We start from the raw sequence: 16,105 nt of genomic DNA on the forward strand, positions 1-16,105 counted from the left end.
AAGATAATAGGTTTACAGATTAGAATAGAGAGAAGGAAATGGCATGAAACTTTCAATTGGTTACGTCTTGATTTTATGTATGGGAATAAGCTTTTCACTTTTATTTCTAGAGCTGTCACATAAGTGGGATAACACGCAATCTGTCGATTCATATCTACAAGAACGTGTCGAGATTGATGACTGGTCACTCCCTCAAACAAGTATGATTAAAGATAAACACGGGACAACGGTCACTGAATTTCATTCGCCTGACAACCGATTGAATTTATCAATGTCGGAAATCCCAGATGGCGTGATTGATGCTTTTATCGCTACCGAAGATCAGCTTTTCTACAACCACAGCGGCTTTGATGTTAGCGGGATGACACGAGCTTTATTTACCAACATACAAGCCAATGACATTGTACAAGGTGGAAGCACAATTACTCAGCAACTCGTACGAAACATTTACTTAGGGCATACGCAAACGTACGACCGTAAACTTACAGAACTTCTTTATGCTTACATATGGGAACAAGAATATACGAAAGAGGAAATTTTAGAAGCTTATATCAATGCTGTTTACTTTCACAATGGTGCCTATGGGATTGAAGCCGCTAGTCAATTATATTTCACTAAGACAGCCGAACAATTAACGATTGCTGAAGCTGCTTTCCTTGCTTCAATCCCTAATAATCCTAGCAATTACAATCCTTTTCTTCATAAAGAAAGAACAATTGAACGTCAACATTGGGTTCTCCAGCGAATGAAAAAAGAAGGCTATATAGATGAACCTACATATGAAGAAGCCATAGACGAGCCGATCGAGCTAAACCCTCGTGAAAAACAAAATGAGTATCCTGACTATACAGATTATGTCCTTGAAGAATTAGATTTGCTCCTTTCACAAGGTGATCATGAACATGCAGAAGATTTAATCGCTTTACTTAATATTGAAGAAGAGGGGGAAAAAGACAGAGTAAAACTTTTACTACAACATGGCGTTGTCATTGAAACAGGATTGGACCCTGATATTCAAACCCATTTGAAAGAGACAGAGATGGCGCATATTGGAGAAGGAAACATACAAAGCTCTAGCGTAGTCATCGAGCACCGTGACCATGCGCTTCGCGGAATCTCTGGGGGGATTGGTTATGAAACACGAAACTTTCACCGTGGGTCTCAAGCATACAGACAACCTGGATCAGCAATAAAACCTATTCTTTCTTTTGCGCCATACTTAGAAAGATTTAATGTAAACCGTCATTCTATCATTAGCGCTCGACCATTTAACCATAATGGATATCAACCGAGTAATTACGGTGGTGCGATCTATGGAGATGTTCCGTTAGCAGTAGCATTTCAACAATCAATCAACACTGCAGCTGTACGCATGCTGTCGCAAGTTGGCGTACAAGAAGCTTTTTCAAAAATCGCCCCGTTCTCATTTGCAAAAGTAAATGAAGAAGATGCTCATTTACCTGCTGCATTAGGCGGGATGCAACATGGCGTATCTCCTTTAGAATTGACAGATGCGTTTACATCATTTGCAAACGATGGCCAATATTCACCCGCACATGCAATCGAGCGAATTACAGACCATGATGGAAATGTCCTATATGAACACCCTTTACAACCAACAACCGTTTGGTCACAATCAACAGCTCAAGAAATTCGTTACATGATGCAACGTGTCATCCAAAATGGAACAGGTCGACATGCAGCTTTTTCTACAGATGAATACCTTGGCGGGAAAACAGGGACTTCAAACAATTATCATGACCTTTGGTTTGTCGGATCAACGGATCGTTACACAGTTGGTCTATGGGTCGGAAGCGATCGTCCAACTTCGCTTCGAGTAGCGAGTAACCAACAATTACATACCCAAACATGGCGACAAATCGTTGAACCCCTTACGAGGGAGGGAGTGGTAAACTAGCTAAAAATCCTTCATAAAGAGTGAATAATGCATAAAAAACACTTGTAATAAACAAAAACCAAAAAAATAATTGAAAGAAAATCATTCCGACTAAACCAGCACTGGAAAGTGAATCACTCACCTTATAAACAAAAAATACAAAGTATATGAAACTACTTAACAAAAGCGTCGCCATGAGTAAGGGGAAAGAAAACATGACAAAAATAGATGCAAGACTGCCAATGAGAAAAATCCATGCTCCTGAACGTACTGTTGACAAACCTGTCCCATCGCGATCTTTAGAAAAAAACAACATTGTAAGCTCATTGATCGTATTCGCTATCAATTTCAAAGCACTAAAGATCATAAAATAAATGAGCGTAAGAATAAATAAAAGCATCAGTAAAAATTGGTGTTCGGAAAACCAATCACCGAGCTGAGCGAACATTCCTACTTGTTCGAGCCAAAGAACGATTATACCTTCCGTATATTTAGCTAACGATAAGCTAAATAGACATATAGACATTAGTGGAAAATAACTTGTTAAATATGTATTTTGCATATATAGCTTCCTTTACTTTGTCAAACTCGCATTTATTATACGGGAAATATTGTCACATTGAAAGATTGCACCGTAGGTCTTGTTTAGGTAAAATATAGTTAATCAAGTTTCCAACAAAATGATCGTAGTAACGATAGAAAGGGGAGGCGTTGTTATGGATTTGCTTTTAATTCTTGGCGTTTGTTTAGCATTTCTCGTTGCGATTTTCACTGCTGGTTATGAAGATAAGCCGCATCGTCGTTAAAATTGAAAAAATGATAACGAAAGGTCTGCTTAGGACAAACTGATATAAAGTTTGCCCAAGCAGACCTTCCATTTTGACACGATTTTTTTCATTTTATTGCATCGGCATGAATTGTTGTTGACGTAACGCTTCGTATACCAAAATCGCTGCCGTATTCGATAAATTCAATGATCGTACGTTATCTGTCTGCGGAATCTTCACACAACGATCTGGATACTTTTCAATTAACGATTCTGGAAGTCCTGTTGTTTCTCTTCCAAATATGAAAAAATAATCTTTATCCAACTGACTATAATCTAGCTCATGATAGAAGCTCGAATTACCAAACGTTTCAACAAAATAGAACGCCGCTTCCGAAAATTGCGTCAACAACTCCTCAATATCATCGTAATACTGGATGTTTACTTTTGGCCAATAATCACATCCCGCCCGCTTTAACATTCGATCCTCAGTTGAAAAACCAAGCGGACGTATCAAATGCAACGATGTATTCGTCGCAGCACATGTCCGTGCAATATTCCCTGTATTGGCGGGTATTTCTGGTTGATAAAGTACAACGTGTAACCCCAACCTTCTCACCTCTATATCCTGCTAAAATGCAAACATCATTATACCACCTTTTTGCGAGCAAATAAAATATCTCAAGAAATAGATCAACCACTTATGATATGAAAAAATTTATATTGGATATTTGGCGTCCAAGCTGTCGAGTCTTCGTACTTCCAATACCTCATGCGGCTGTTTACAGTGTGTGCATTTACAAGAGGCATCCCTTGCTGGTCAAAGGCTACAACGATCGTTGCATGTTGCCATCGTCCATTACCATCAAAGTCATACAAAATCACATCTCCCCGTTGTAACTGTTTCGGCGATTCTACCTCATGTGCTTGTAAACCACTTTCTGAGCCACTCAAATACCAACGAAACGAATGGGTTACAGCCCAGCTAAAACTCCATTGATTTCCTTTATACCACCAACCCTTCGCTCGATCTGGATAGCCAGTCATAGGGGCACCACCAGCATATAAGCATTGCGAAATAAAGTTGGTGCAATTATCTTCAAACCGTTGATACTGGGGATTATAATCATTCCACCAACGCTCAGCATATTTTACCGCCTCTAAACGATTATATTCATAGCGGTTTCTACTTCGCTCCATACGCCTCTGCTTTTTACGATTTACTGTTTGTTGATAATTACCATCACTAGATAGACACCTCTCATCGACTAGTTTTCCCCTGTAAAAAAACGCACGACGATCATAAAAATGTTCTTCGATATAAAAAAAATCACCTTGTTTGATCAAATGTTGCAGTGATAATCCATAATCAATCGTCTGTCCGTATGAATGTGTTTTTACACCGAATACTTGGCCCCCAATGATGTTTTTAACAATTTCCGCGTCTCTTTCTGCTAACTGCAACTTTTTCCTCTCTAAAGCTTCACGCTCTTCGCTTTGAAAAAAGGTTGATTGTTGGTCATCCCTAATATAACTTTGAAAACATCCCTCTAAATAGTTTTTTAATGTCCTCACCCATTGCCCCATCCCTTGACCTCCTATTGCACGTTTTTCGCCTATTTACTATATGCAATAGGACAATTCTTTCATGAAAGAATATTTAATGATGATTATGGAAAAAATATTTTTCCACATTTACTTTGAACATTAAAAAAGAAGTTAGCCGAAGAGTGCTTTCTCTCGACTAACTTCTTTCGTTCATGATTTATTACGATGACATACGAGCATTGAAGCTTTCAAGTTGTAAAAGGGTTTCTTTTTTCTCTATTCCTCCACCGTAACCGACCATCGATCCATTCGTTCCGATGACGCGATGACACGGAATAATTATAGGTACAGGGTTTTGATTGTTTGCTCCACCGATTGCACGTACCGCTTTCGGAGCACCGATTTCTAGCGCAATTTGTTTGTATGATTTTGTTTCCCCATACGGGATCGATTGTAACGTTTTCCATACTAAAGTTTGAAAACGCGTCCCCAAAAGGTCTAGCGGCACGTCAAATTCATACCTTTGTCCTTGAAAGTATTCATCCAATTGTTTTTGTACTGGTTTTAATGAATCAGCATCTTCTTTTAAAGGTGTACATAGTAAATGTTTCTTTAGTTTAGACTTTATCGTTAAATAAACGTCTTTAGCTGCCCCAAATTCAATCAAAATCATACCTTTTTCTGATTGGACAAGTGTTAACGGACCTAGTGGACTGTCCATTTCAGCATAGGAAATGAATTGTCGTTTCGTCATAACATCTCCTCATTTCATCAGTCCAGTTTATTTAATTCATGATACTGGACAAAGTTTCTCACTACAACCGTTAAGTCGATTGATTTTCAAGGAACATCAGACCTTTTTCCATTTCATTTAAAACGTCTGCATCTTCTTCAGTTATTTGTGCTTCTTTTAATTTTTCAGCTGCATCATCAGTACCTATTTTCCCTATCGCCCAGGCAGCCGTACCGCGAATAACAGGTCTCGGATCTTGTTCAAGTAGTTGATACAATGTTGGTAATGCTTCCGTTTCCCGAAAGTGAGCCAAAGCGATAATAGCATTACGCTGAATCGGTTTTTTCCCTCTCCATGAACCAGCAATCGAACCGAACTTCGCTTTAAATTGTTTATTGCTAATTGTTAACAATGGTTCTAGTTTAGGTTTTACCACTTCTGGATCTGGTTCCATTTCAGGATGGTGATCAGCGTTGATTCCTTTGTTCTCTGGACAAACCGTTTGACATGTATCACATCCATACAATCGGTTACCTATTTTATCTCGATACCGATCAGGTAAAAAACCTTTCGTTTGCGTTAAATAAGCAATGCATTTACTAGAATCCAATTGTCCACCTTGCACAAGAGCCCCGGTCGGACAAGCGTCAACACATTTATTACAGGTTCCACATTGATCCTCTAAAGGTTGATCCGCTTCCAATGGTATAGTCGTTATCATTTCACCAAGATATACATATGAGCCCCATTCGGGTGTTATCACTGCACAATTTTTTCCTGACCATCCTATACCTGCTCTTTCTGCTACAGCACGGTCCGAAAGTTCACCTGTATCAACCATAGAAGCACATCGAGCATCTGGTACTTTTCCTTTGATAAATTCCTCTAATAAATGTAATTTACGACGTAAGATATGGTGATAATCTTCTCCCCAAGATGCACGACAAAAAATACCTCTTCTATCACCACGTTTAGATTTAGGCGCATTTTTTAGTTTTGAAGGATAGGCAAGTGCAATCGAGACAATCGATTTTGCTTCTGGTAACAACAAAGGAGGATTCGTCCGCTTTTCAATGTCTGGTTCTTCAAAGCCTGATTGATAACCTAGTTCTTGTTGTTTAATGAGACGGTCCTTTAGTGTAACAAACGGATCAGCAGCGGCAAAGCCAATTTTATCGATACCTATAGTTTTACTATATGCAATTAAGTCTTTTTTCAATTGGGCATCTATCATGTTGTTCATCCTTCTTTTTTAGCGCTAAAAAAAAAGCAGCGTTTCCTCTTCCATCCGGAACACTACTTTAACTTTTATATTTTAGTGGAGCGGGTGATGGGAATCGAACCCACGACATCAGCTTGGAAGGCTGAGGTTTTACCACTAAACTACACCCGCACATTCTTTTTCCGATTACATTTCGTTTTCCTTACGCATAATGGCCTTCTTCATGTCTCTTCCTCTTCTTGGCGTTTCTTTGATGTGGATGCGTCGAGACAACTCGATGTGTTTATCTACTTGATTATTTCTTTGTATTTTACTGACAGGTAATTGTTTTGTCAAGTGCTCACACGTTAACGACAAAGGCCTTTTTAAAGCTTAATAATTATTATTCCCTTTTTTCACCTTGCTTATACGTCAAAACATAAAAGATATTCTGATACATAAACATTTTATGTGTGTAAATGTCTGTTTTCATTTAAATGATCACCAATGAAAGAGAGGGTATGAACAACATGACAAATGATGACCGCAAACACCACCATGATTCCCGTGGGGATCAAAGAAAAGAAAATGACAAAAAGAACCAACTTGAAAGTTTCACTGTCGACCATACCGATAAAGAAATGCGAACCAATCAAGGAGTTCCTGTTTCCAATGATGATGATTCTTTAAAGGCTGGAAAGCGTGGGCCAACGATCATGGAGGACTTTCACTTTCGTGAGAAAATGACGCATTTTGACCATGAACGGATCCCAGAACGTGTCGTTCATGCTCGAGGTTTTGGGGCACACGGTTATTTTCAAGTGTATAAACCAATGACAGAACTAACTAGTGCCAAGTTTTTGCAAGATCCATCTGTAAAAACACCGGTATTTGTTCGCTTTTCTACAGTTGTTGGTTCACGAGGTTCCGCAGATACCGTTCGTGATGTACGCGGATTCGCGACGAAATTTTACACTGAAGACGGAAACTTTGATATTGTTGGCAATAATATCCCGATCTTCTTCATTCAAGATGCCATGAAGTTTCCTGATGTTGTCCACGCGATTAAACCAGAACCACATAATGAAATTCCTCAAGCTTCTTCAGCTCATGATACATTTTGGGATTTTGTCGTCAATAATACAGAAACAGCTCATATGATCATGTGGCTCCTTTCTGACCGAGGTATTCCTCGGAGTTTCCGAATGATGGAAGGGTTTGGGGTTAACACATTTAGATTCGTCAATGGTCAAGGAAAAGCTCGTTTTGTAAAGTTTCATTGGAAACCGCTTCTTGGCGTTCATTCATTAGTGTGGGATGAAGCACAAAAGCTTGCTGGTAAAGACCCTGACTTTCATAGAAACGACCTTTGGAACGCCATTGAAATGGGGGATTACCCTGAATATGAACTAGGGGTCCAAGTCATTGAAGAAGATGATGAATTTAAATTTGATTTTGACATCCTTGATCCGACAAAATTTTGGCCTGAAGAAGTAGTACCAGTGCAAACCATCGGGAAATTGACTTTAAATCGAAATGTAGATAATTTCTTTGCTGAAACAGAACAATCAGCCTTCCACACCGGCAATGTCGTTCCTGGTGTTGATTTTACTAATGACCCGCTCCTTCAAGGGCGTCTGTTTTCCTACTTAGATACACAACTGATCCGCTTAGGCGGTCCAAACTTTCACGAAATCCCCATTAATCGCCCTATAACTCCTAATGTCAATAACCAAAGAGACGGCTTCCACCGTATGACGATCAACCGTGGTATTACAAGCTATTCGGTAAATGCTATTCAAGGAAACAGCCCCCACCCTGTTTCAAAGTCAGAAGGCGGATACGTACACTATGCAGAAAAAGTCGAAGGGGTAAAAATTCGCGCTCGTAGTGAAAGTTTTAAAGATCATTACAGTCAAGCGACTTTATTTTGGAACAGTATGTCAGAAGCAGAAAAACGTCACATCATCGAAGCTTTTCATTTTGAAATTGGTAAAGTAGATCGTCCAGAAATACGTCAGCAAGTTGTTGATATGTTCAATAATGTCGATGAAGGTCTCGCAAAGGAAATTGCTAAAGGAATTGGGGCAAAACCTCCTTCCAAACCTGGTGGAACCGCAGTCACAACAAGTTCTCCGGCTGTTAGCCAAGAAAATACAATCAAAACTGCATCGACAAGAAAAGTTGCAATCATAGTCAAAGATAAATTTCACTTTCATGAGTTAAAACAAGTAATAAAAGGATTTAAAGGTTATGGGGTTCACGCTGAGCTCATCAGTGACACTTTAGGCACAGTAAAGAGCGAAGAAGGAAAAGAAATTCACATAGATGAAACATTCACAACAAGTGAATCTGTCATGTATGACGCAGTTTTTATTCCCGGTGGAAAACACGTTCAACAATTATTGCTTGAAGATGATGCCCTTCACTTTATCCATGAGGCATTTAAACACGCCAAAACCATCGGTGCATCAAACGAAGGTGTTGATGTGTTAGCCAATGCACAACTACATGGGATCGCTGTTTCTGGAACAGACAATTCACCAACACCGATTGTCTCAAAAGGTGTGATATCAATACGAAACGCTGCAAACATGTCTAGCTTTACAAATGCGTTCGTCAATGCTCTATCCAAGCACCGCCATTGGGTTCGGGAAAAACAACAATCATCATAGCAAACGATAATCCTCTCCTTTTTTGTACAAAATAAATAAGAATGGATCATTTTTATAAAGGAAGGAATCAAAGATGAATAACAAGAAAAAAACAGCCGCTGGGACAGATATTGAGGAAGTGAAACGTCTAAATGCACAATCGGGACTTTCTTATAATGAAGCCAAGCGAGTGATTGCTAAAAACAAAGGATTTCTCACAAACAATAATCTTAATCAACAATAGCGAACAGTTTCTTATGACTGTTCGTTTTTTTTTATGTCGTTTATTGTTTTATCCCCTTCACACTAAGGTGACACCATATTTTTCCTTAAATAATCATCTATTTTTTTCAAACCTTATAACGGAGACTGATAAACAGAAGGTGGTTATGATGCAGGAAATCAGACAAGAATGGTTGGGAAACGTAAAAGCAGATATATTAGCTGGGATTGTTGTTGCACTAGCACTTATTCCCGAAGCGATCGCCTTCTCGATTATCGCAGGCGTCGACCCGATGGTTGGTTTATATTCATCTTTTATTATTCCTGTTGTTATCGCTTTTGTCGGTGGTAGGCCTGGTATGATTTCCGCTGCAACAGGAGCTATGGCTTTACTTATGATTGACCTCGTTGCTAACCACGGACTCGAATATTTGTTAGCAGCAACAATACTGACAGGTGTTCTACAAATTGTATTCGGTATATTCAAGCTAGCGCGTTATATGAAGTTCATCCCGCGCTCCGTGATGGTCGGATTCGTAAATGCTCTAGCCATATTAATATTTGAGGCTCAAATTCCCTATTTATTTGGACAAGGGTGGGTTATCTTAGCTATTGCAGGAGCAACACTTGCAATCATTTACCTTTTTCCATACTTATCGCAAGCAATCCCTTCTACCCTCGTTGCCATTGTAGTCATGACGGCAATCGTAATGTTTTCTGATCTAAATGTTTTTACAGTTGGAGATATGGGGTCATTGACTCAAACTTTACCTGTTTTTCTTTTCCCGCAAATACCTTTAACATATGAAACATTAACCATCATCTTCCCATACGCGCTATCCTTAACTGTCGTAGGTACCCTTGAATCTCTCCTTACAGCTGCGATTGTCGATGATATGACCGATACAGATAGCAATAAAAATAAAGAAAGTAGAGGCCAAGGGATTGCAAATATTGTTACAGGACTTTTTGGAGGGATGGCAGGATGTGCGATGATTGGTCAATCCGTCATCAATGTCAAATCAGGTGCTAGAGGCCGTTTATCTACACTTGTTGCTGGTAGTGTGCTGATGTTATTGATCATTCTTTTAGGCCACATCGTTATTCAAATACCTATGGCTGTCTTAGCCGGGGTTATGGTCATGGTTTCAATTAGTACATTTGACTGGAATTCATTGCGGACATTCTTAATTGTCCCAGCTACCGACACAGCTGTGATGGTTGTTACCGTTGTTACCGTTGTACTTACCCACGACCTTTCCATCGGTGTTTTTGCAGGGATCCTTTTAAGTGCAATGTTCTTTGTCTCCAAAATTTCAAAAATTGATATCGACAGTAAACTGGATGATCACTTGAATAAAAGAACTTACTTCATCAATGGACAGTTATTTTTCGCCTCTGTTACAGATTCCCTTCAGGCATTTGATTATAAAGAGGAACTACAAGAAGTTGAACTTGATTTTACGAATGCTCACATATGGGATGACTCCGCGGTAGAAGCGATGGAAAAAATCATTTCTAAGTTTGAAGAAAGCGGAACGGAAGTTAAGATATTTGGTCTTAATGAAGCAAGTACACTTTTAGTCGATAAATTACGTAACAAATTAAGCAGTCACTAAGGAGGGAATGGGATGTTCAAAAAGCTTTTATTAGCAACTGACGGTTCTGAATACGCACTGCGAGCTGCAGAGAAAACTGTTGAAATGGCTAAAAATATGCCCGAAGTCACTATTCATATTGTCTATGTCGTTGACAACTCAAAAACTGAGGTACTGAACAACTGGAATACAATGGGCGCTCAAGAAAAGAGAAAAGAAAAAATAAAACCGACGGAAGAGAAATTCAAAGAAGCTCATATTGACTATAAGGTAGAATTTTTGCGAGGGGAACCAGGTCCATCAATTGTAAAACACGCAAATGAGAATAATTTTGACATGGTTATTGTAGGTAGCAGGGGGCGAAACAGACTTCAAGAATTGGTACTCGGCAGTGTTAGTCATAAGGTCGCTAAAAGAGTCGAATGCGCAGTGATGATTATTAAATAGGAGTTGTCAACGACGTTAATATAACATACTGACCGTTTACATCTAAAACATATCCAAAAAAGAACATCTTCACGAAGAAAGACGTTCTTTTTTGGATTATTCGCTTTGAACTGCTCCAAAACAATATTGTCGCGGTATAATAGATTTCGAAATACACTATCAAAACGGTTGTTGATTCACTCATTCTTCCGAAGCGTTGTTCCTAATGGAATAATATGTTGCTCATAAGTTAAACAATAATGTCGCCACTGCAACTGTCAGCACAATCATAACATGCGCTTTTCGTTTAAACTTTCTTATTATTACTTTCGCTATCGTGATTATGCTTTCAGGATGTAGTAATATCGGTAGGTCCCGAACCTCAATTTTCTGTACAGTGCAAAGGAATTCCATTGATATATGCCATCACCCTCATTTAGATGACGGTGATGACATACGTTTATATTGACAAGCTGAGGAATGATGAAGATAACGTTTGGTTGTAGGTGCTGTATCTATTCTAACCTGTCGCTACTGTAAATGTTTCTTCTATTTGATCTCCGACAGTATCTTCAGTATCCACATCGACTAATGAAAGCGTAAGCGTATACTCGCCTGCTTCAGTAAACGTTGTTGTAAATTCAGTTGTAAGCCCCTCATCAAGTCCAATGTCCTCTGTTTTAAAGCCATCAATTGGTCCGAAGAAAGCAACTCCGTCTTCATTTGTTGTAAACGTACCCTCACCATAGATAATTTCTTGTCCTGACACTGGATCCCCATCTGGGCCGACAAGGTTCGCTTGATATCTTACGTTGATATCTTGTGGTACATTTTCAGCTTTTGCTTCAAGTGAGAAAGTATGCTCCTCTCCTGCTACAACATCATCTAGATCATTAAAATCAAATGTCACTGTTTCTGTCGGTGCAGTCGCTTCTGAGACTGTAAACTCGTGGTCAGCAGAGTTGCCGACAGTTTCTCCAGTATCCGCATCGACTAATGAAAGCGTTAGTTTATAATCACCTGCTGTGGTGAACGTTGTGTTAAAGTTCGTCGTTTGCCCATCATCTAGGCCAATATCAGCAGGATTAAAGCCATCAGAAGGGCCAAAGAGCGCGACACCATCGGTTCCAGTTGTAAACGTCTCCCATCCCTCATCGGTTTCATAATTAATTTCTTTTCCTTCAACAGGTTCTCCATCTGGACCTTCAAGCGTTGCTTCGTATCGTACACTAAGGTCGTCTGGTACAAAGCCTGTCTTCGCTTCAATTGCAAAATTATGCTCTTCACCAGCTACTATATCGGTAAAGTCATGAAAGTCAAATGTGATGTCCGTAGCTGCAGTTGGATCAGCAACTGTAAACTCTTCCTTAGTCGTGTCACCAACTACATCACCAGTTGCGACATCAACTAATGATAAGCTTAGTTCATATTTACCTGCTTGAGTAAACGTTGTTATAAAATCAGTTGTAATCCCTTCATCAAGTCCAATGTCCTCCGTTTTAAAGCCATCAGAAGGGCCGAAGAAAGCAACTCCGTCTTCATTTGTTGTAAACGTCCCCCCAGCATAACTTATTTCCTGTCCTTCAACAGGTTCACCTTCTGGTCCAGTAAGTGTCGCTTGGTACCGAACATTTATATCTTGTGGTACATTTTCAGCTTTTGTTTCAATTGAGAAAGAATTCTCATTATTTTCAATAAAACCATTTATTCCAATGAAGTCAAAGGTAACATCCTCGTCAATAGGCGTAACACCTTCATCAGCAAGTCCTAATGCACGATAAATAAAAGTGGCTGCTTCTCCACGCGTTGTGTCATCTGCTGGAGCAAACAACGCCTCTGTCTTACCAAAGGTTATATTATTTTCTACTAGCGGAGCCACATATTGCTTATACCAAGCCCCTTCTTCAATATCGGTAAAATCAAGGTCTGCATCTTCATCTACATCTAGATCGTAAGCTTCAACGATTAATTTCGCTAACTCTGCACGAGTGATTGTTTGATCAGGTTTAAATGTACCGTCTTCATAACCATTTACAATCCCTGCATCTTCTAAAGCACCAATGGCATTATAATAATATTTGCCTTCGTCTGTTAAATCAGTGAATCCTGGAGCTGGCGCATTTTCAATATCTAAATCAATCGACCTGGCTAAAATTAGGGCAGTGTCTGCACGAGAAATATCATTCCCTGGACGGAATGTTCCATCATCGTACCCCGTTAAAATGCCACGTTCAGACAATTCTTCAATCGGTTCAGTATAAAATTGTCCATCCTCAACATCGGTAAACACTTTTGTTTGCTGCTCTACTTCTGTTTCCGCTTCAGCAGCTTGAACATTATTGACAACAGGTCCATAAGCAAACGAAGTCACTAACATCGAACCAAGTAGCACTCTTACGGTAGCTTTCTTAATATTAGGGAATTTCTTTTTAATATATCCCTCAGCTGTTTTATCTAAATCCTCACTTGAAATGTCTTTATTATTTCCTAATTCATCCGCAAATTCTGTTTGTGATTGGTCAACATATAAATATATAATATACTGGTTATTTTCCTTTTTCACCTCATGTCGTTTAATGAAGCTCATCCTATTCCCTCCTTAAATAAACCTACAACATTTCAATAGTTAGTTTTGTGTAAGGAGAGTACATATATACTGGAATCATTTAAAAGCCGTATACTGTAGATTTTTGTTATGCGATACGAAAATCACATTTACCACATGCCTCCATATATTTTACCGTCGGAACAAAATAATAAATATTAAACAATTGAACCAATTTCATAATGAAGGGTTTTAACAAACATCACGAATGTAATCAATTTCACGAAGGTTAACGTTCGTTTGGGAAACTGATTGAAACGAAAGGCGGTGACGCCCAAAGGATAAGCGCAGTCTGAAGATCGAATTCAACGATGGTTTGTGGAGCTGAATTTAGCTGAAGACAAGCCCTTGGGAAAGCGTCCGCCTGCAGTGAAAATCACAATTCATGTTCGGAAATGATCTTTACATCATCTATTATAAAATTCATTCAATTAAAAGCGCCCAAATTTAAGAAACGGAAATATTTATCTTTTTCCGACAGAAGAATCCTACTTTTAAATAAGTTCTCGAAAAGTTTATGTGGGATGCGCTTTTTTCTCACGACCAAATTCCCCCTAAAAACGCAAAAAAGCGGTTTTCACTATTCGTGAAAACCGCACTATAATATCAACGTTTAAAATTATTATGTAGATGGTACCGGTGGTGGGACTCGAACCCACACTCCAGAGGAATGCGATTTTGAGTCGCACGCGTCTGCCAATTCCGCCACACCGGCTTAGTTCATGATTATTCAATTAAAATGGTACCGAGGGCCGGACTCGAACCGGCACGGTTGTACACCAACCGCAGGATTTTAAGTCCTGTGTGTCTGCCAATTCCACCACCCCGGCACAATTAAGCAAAAATCATATGGAGGCGGCACCCGGATTCGAACCGGGGCGTAAGGGTTTTGCAGACCCCTGCCTTACCACTTGGCTATGCCGCCATATGGAGCGGAAGACGGGATTCGAACCCGCGACCCCCACCTTGGCAAGGTGGTGTTCTACCGCTGAACTACTTCCGCAATTAAAATGGCTGGGCTAGCAGGATTCGAACCTGCGAATCACGGAATCAAAATCCGTTGCCTTACCGCTTGGCTATAGCCCAATGAAAATGGGGCGACTGATGGGATTCGAACCCACGAGTGCCGGAGCCACAATCCGGTGCGTTAACCGACTTCGCCACAGCCGCCATCAATTGGCAGGGGCAGTAGGAATCGAACCCACATCAGAGGTTTTGGAGACCCCTGTTTTGCCATTAAACTATGCCCCTATAATAAAAACGTTATTTAAATATGGTGGAGGGGGAGGGACTCGAACCCCCGAACCCGATGGGAGCGGATTTACAGTCCGCCGCGTTTGGCCAACTTCGCTACCCCTCCATAACAGTAATTAAAATAGTAACTTAATATAAACTTGTTTGTCAACAGTTTAAGTGGTGCTGGCCAGAGGACTTGAACCCCCAACCTACTGATTACAAGTCAGTTGCTCTACCAATTGAGCTAGGCCAGCATAAAAGTGGTGGCTCGAGACGGAATCGAACCGCCGACACGTGGATTTTCAGTCCACTGCTCTACCGACTGAGCTATCGAGCCAAATGGCGGTCCCGACGGGATTCGAACCCGCGATCTCCTGCGTGACAGGCAGGCATGTTGACCGCTACACTACGGGACCATAATTATTAGTTTTTTGTTCCTTCTTTGATGTTAATCCACGTAGATACGATGGTATTTTGGTTGCACTTTTCAAGTACACAGTCCCATCTTACTTCGAAGCTTATTCGGCGTAGCTTCGATGGTATTTTGGTTGCGGGGGGCGGATTTGAACCACCGACCTTCGGGTTATGAGCCCGACGAGCTACCAGACTGCTCCACCCCGCGACGATATGAAAGATTTCGGATGATGCGTTTGCTTTGATGCCTTTTAACTGTCTCTTCCTCTAAAAGTGTTTCCTAGAAGTTTATGCGTCGAGACAACTCGATGTATTTCAGCGTTGCTTCGCTCGTTGCTCCACCCCGCGACGATATCTATGGTGACCCGTAGGGGATTCGAACCCCTGTTACCGCCGTGAAAGGGCGGTGTCTTAACCACTTGACCAACGGGCCACTGTATATTTTTTACTTGAATGGCGGAGAGCGAGGGATTCGAACCCTCGAGACGGGATAACCGCCTACACGATTTCCAATCGTGCTCCTTAAGCCACTCGGACAGCTCTCCATGGCTCCACAGGCAGGATTCGAACCTGCGACCCATCGGTTAACAGCCGATTGCTCTACCACTGAGCTACTGTGGAATATTAAAGCCTGGCGACGTCCTACTCTCACAGGGGGAGAGCCCCCAACTACCATCGGCGCTGAAGAGCTTAACTTCCGTGTTCGGCAGGGGAACGGGTGTGACCTCTTCGCTATCGCCACCAGACTACTTTGTTAACGACCTTTTATATTATATAACATACTCGAATGAAATGCAATAATATT

The 16,105-nt window shown here is 40.4% G+C and carries 11 protein-coding genes, 16 tRNA genes and 1 rRNA gene; 5 read left to right on the forward strand and 23 right to left on the reverse strand.

The features are described 5' to 3' along the window. Window positions 1-43: 43 nt before the first annotated feature. Complete coding sequence (locus tag HNQ41_RS07410; RefSeq protein WP_184663785.1) at window positions 44-1,918, forward strand: transglycosylase domain-containing protein; 1,875 nt, start codon at window positions 44-46, stop codon at window positions 1,916-1,918. Here the strand turns inward: HNQ41_RS07410 and HNQ41_RS07415 are convergent. The 6 genes from HNQ41_RS07415 to HNQ41_RS07440 all read right to left on the reverse strand — a co-directional run bounded on the left by HNQ41_RS07415 (window position 1,893) and on the right by HNQ41_RS07440 (window position 6,337). Continuing rightward, on the reverse strand, window positions 1,893-2,459 hold the full coding sequence (locus HNQ41_RS07415; RefSeq protein ID WP_184663786.1) for a DUF5366 family protein: 567 nt from the start codon (window positions 2,457-2,459) through the stop codon (window positions 1,893-1,895). The two genes, HNQ41_RS07410 and HNQ41_RS07415, sit on opposite strands and share 26 nt — an antisense overlap. A 337-nt stretch (window positions 2,460-2,796) precedes the next feature. Further along, window positions 2,797-3,273 (reverse strand): tRNA (uridine(34)/cytosine(34)/5-carboxymethylaminomethyluridine(34)-2'-O)-methyltransferase TrmL, encoded by a 477-nt coding sequence (gene trmL / locus HNQ41_RS07420; protein WP_184663787.1) that lies wholly within the window; start codon window positions 3,271-3,273, stop codon window positions 2,797-2,799. A gap of 83 nt (window positions 3,274-3,356) precedes the next feature. Beyond that, on the reverse strand, window positions 3,357-4,250 hold the full coding sequence (locus HNQ41_RS07425) for an amidase domain-containing protein (RefSeq protein WP_184663788.1): 894 nt from the start codon (window positions 4,248-4,250) through the stop codon (window positions 3,357-3,359). Between the two features lie 181 nt (window positions 4,251-4,431). After that, window positions 4,432-4,965: a methylated-DNA--[protein]-cysteine S-methyltransferase gene (locus HNQ41_RS07430; protein WP_184663789.1), complete on the reverse strand. Its 534-nt coding sequence runs from the start codon at window positions 4,963-4,965 to the stop codon at window positions 4,432-4,434. Window positions 4,966-5,035: 70 nt separating this feature from the next. Beyond that, the gene (queG, locus tag HNQ41_RS07435; RefSeq protein WP_184663790.1) at window positions 5,036-6,178 is read right to left on the reverse strand and encodes a tRNA epoxyqueuosine(34) reductase QueG; all 1,143 of its coding nucleotides are present in this window, start codon (window positions 6,176-6,178) and stop codon (window positions 5,036-5,038) included. Window positions 6,179-6,263: 85 nt separating this feature from the next. Continuing rightward, window positions 6,264-6,337 (reverse strand) — tRNA-Gly (locus tag HNQ41_RS07440). A gap of 338 nt (window positions 6,338-6,675) precedes the next feature. Between HNQ41_RS07440 and HNQ41_RS07445 the strand changes: the two genes are divergently transcribed. The 4 genes from HNQ41_RS07445 to HNQ41_RS07460 all read left to right on the forward strand — a co-directional run bounded on the left by HNQ41_RS07445 (window position 6,676) and on the right by HNQ41_RS07460 (window position 11,066). Further along, window positions 6,676-8,820 carry a catalase gene (locus HNQ41_RS07445; RefSeq protein ID WP_184663809.1) on the forward strand — a complete coding sequence of 715 codons (2,145 nt, stop codon included), beginning with the start codon at window positions 6,676-6,678 and terminating at the stop codon, window positions 8,818-8,820. 73 nt (window positions 8,821-8,893) lie between these two features. After that, entirely contained in the window at window positions 8,894-9,043 is a 150-nt protein-coding gene (locus HNQ41_RS07450) for a hypothetical protein (RefSeq protein ID WP_184663791.1), read from the forward strand. Window positions 9,044-9,191: 148 nt separating this feature from the next. Continuing rightward, entirely contained in the window at window positions 9,192-10,640 is a 1,449-nt protein-coding gene (locus HNQ41_RS07455) for a SulP family inorganic anion transporter (RefSeq protein WP_184663792.1), read from the forward strand. A gap of 12 nt (window positions 10,641-10,652) precedes the next feature. Further along, the gene (locus HNQ41_RS07460; RefSeq protein WP_184663793.1) at window positions 10,653-11,066 is read left to right on the forward strand and encodes a universal stress protein; all 414 of its coding nucleotides are present in this window, start codon (window positions 10,653-10,655) and stop codon (window positions 11,064-11,066) included. 499 nt (window positions 11,067-11,565) lie between these two features. On the opposite strand, the gene HNQ41_RS07465 is transcribed toward HNQ41_RS07460, so the two are convergent. The 17 genes from HNQ41_RS07465 to rrf form a co-directional block, all read right to left on the reverse strand. Then, window positions 11,566-13,632, reverse strand: a complete 2,067-nt coding sequence (locus HNQ41_RS07465) for an S-layer homology domain-containing protein (protein WP_184663794.1) — start codon at window positions 13,630-13,632, stop codon at window positions 11,566-11,568. Between the two features lie 649 nt (window positions 13,633-14,281). Beyond that, window positions 14,282-14,365 (reverse strand) — tRNA-Leu (locus tag HNQ41_RS07470). A gap of 25 nt (window positions 14,366-14,390) precedes the next feature. Next, a tRNA-Leu gene (locus tag HNQ41_RS07475) sits at window positions 14,391-14,480 on the reverse strand. A 20-nt stretch (window positions 14,481-14,500) separates the two neighbouring features. After that, window positions 14,501-14,575: transfer RNA gene (locus HNQ41_RS07480), tRNA-Cys, on the reverse strand. 3 nt (window positions 14,576-14,578) lie between these two features. Then, a tRNA-Gly gene (locus HNQ41_RS07485) sits at window positions 14,579-14,653 on the reverse strand. An 8-nt stretch (window positions 14,654-14,661) separates the two neighbouring features. Continuing rightward, a tRNA-Gln gene (locus tag HNQ41_RS07490) sits at window positions 14,662-14,736 on the reverse strand. 7 nt (window positions 14,737-14,743) lie between these two features. Beyond that, window positions 14,744-14,820, reverse strand: a tRNA-His gene (locus HNQ41_RS07495). 7 nt (window positions 14,821-14,827) lie between these two features. Beyond that, window positions 14,828-14,901 (reverse strand) — tRNA-Trp (locus tag HNQ41_RS07500). Window positions 14,902-14,924: 23 nt separating this feature from the next. Continuing rightward, a tRNA-Tyr gene (locus HNQ41_RS07505) sits at window positions 14,925-15,010 on the reverse strand. 54 nt (window positions 15,011-15,064) lie between these two features. Next, a tRNA-Thr gene (locus HNQ41_RS07510) sits at window positions 15,065-15,140 on the reverse strand. A gap of 7 nt (window positions 15,141-15,147) precedes the next feature. Then, window positions 15,148-15,223 (reverse strand) — tRNA-Phe (locus HNQ41_RS07515). A gap of 3 nt (window positions 15,224-15,226) precedes the next feature. Then, a tRNA-Asp gene (locus tag HNQ41_RS07520) sits at window positions 15,227-15,302 on the reverse strand. Between the two features lie 129 nt (window positions 15,303-15,431). Continuing rightward, window positions 15,432-15,508 (reverse strand) — tRNA-Met (locus HNQ41_RS07525). 150 nt (window positions 15,509-15,658) lie between these two features. After that, window positions 15,659-15,733, reverse strand: a tRNA-Glu gene (locus HNQ41_RS07530). Window positions 15,734-15,754: 21 nt separating this feature from the next. Further along, a tRNA-Ser gene (locus HNQ41_RS07535) sits at window positions 15,755-15,845 on the reverse strand. Window position 15,846: 1 nt separating this feature from the next. Continuing rightward, window positions 15,847-15,921, reverse strand: a tRNA-Asn gene (locus HNQ41_RS07540). Between the two features lie 8 nt (window positions 15,922-15,929). Then, window positions 15,930-16,046 (reverse strand): 5S ribosomal RNA (gene rrf / locus HNQ41_RS07545). Window positions 16,047-16,105: the final 59 nt, after the last annotated feature.

The sequence above is a fragment of the Texcoconibacillus texcoconensis genome, from assembly GCF_014202575.1.
In the GTDB taxonomy this organism is placed as follows: Bacteria; Bacillota; Bacilli; order Bacillales; family Salisediminibacteriaceae; genus Texcoconibacillus; species Texcoconibacillus texcoconensis.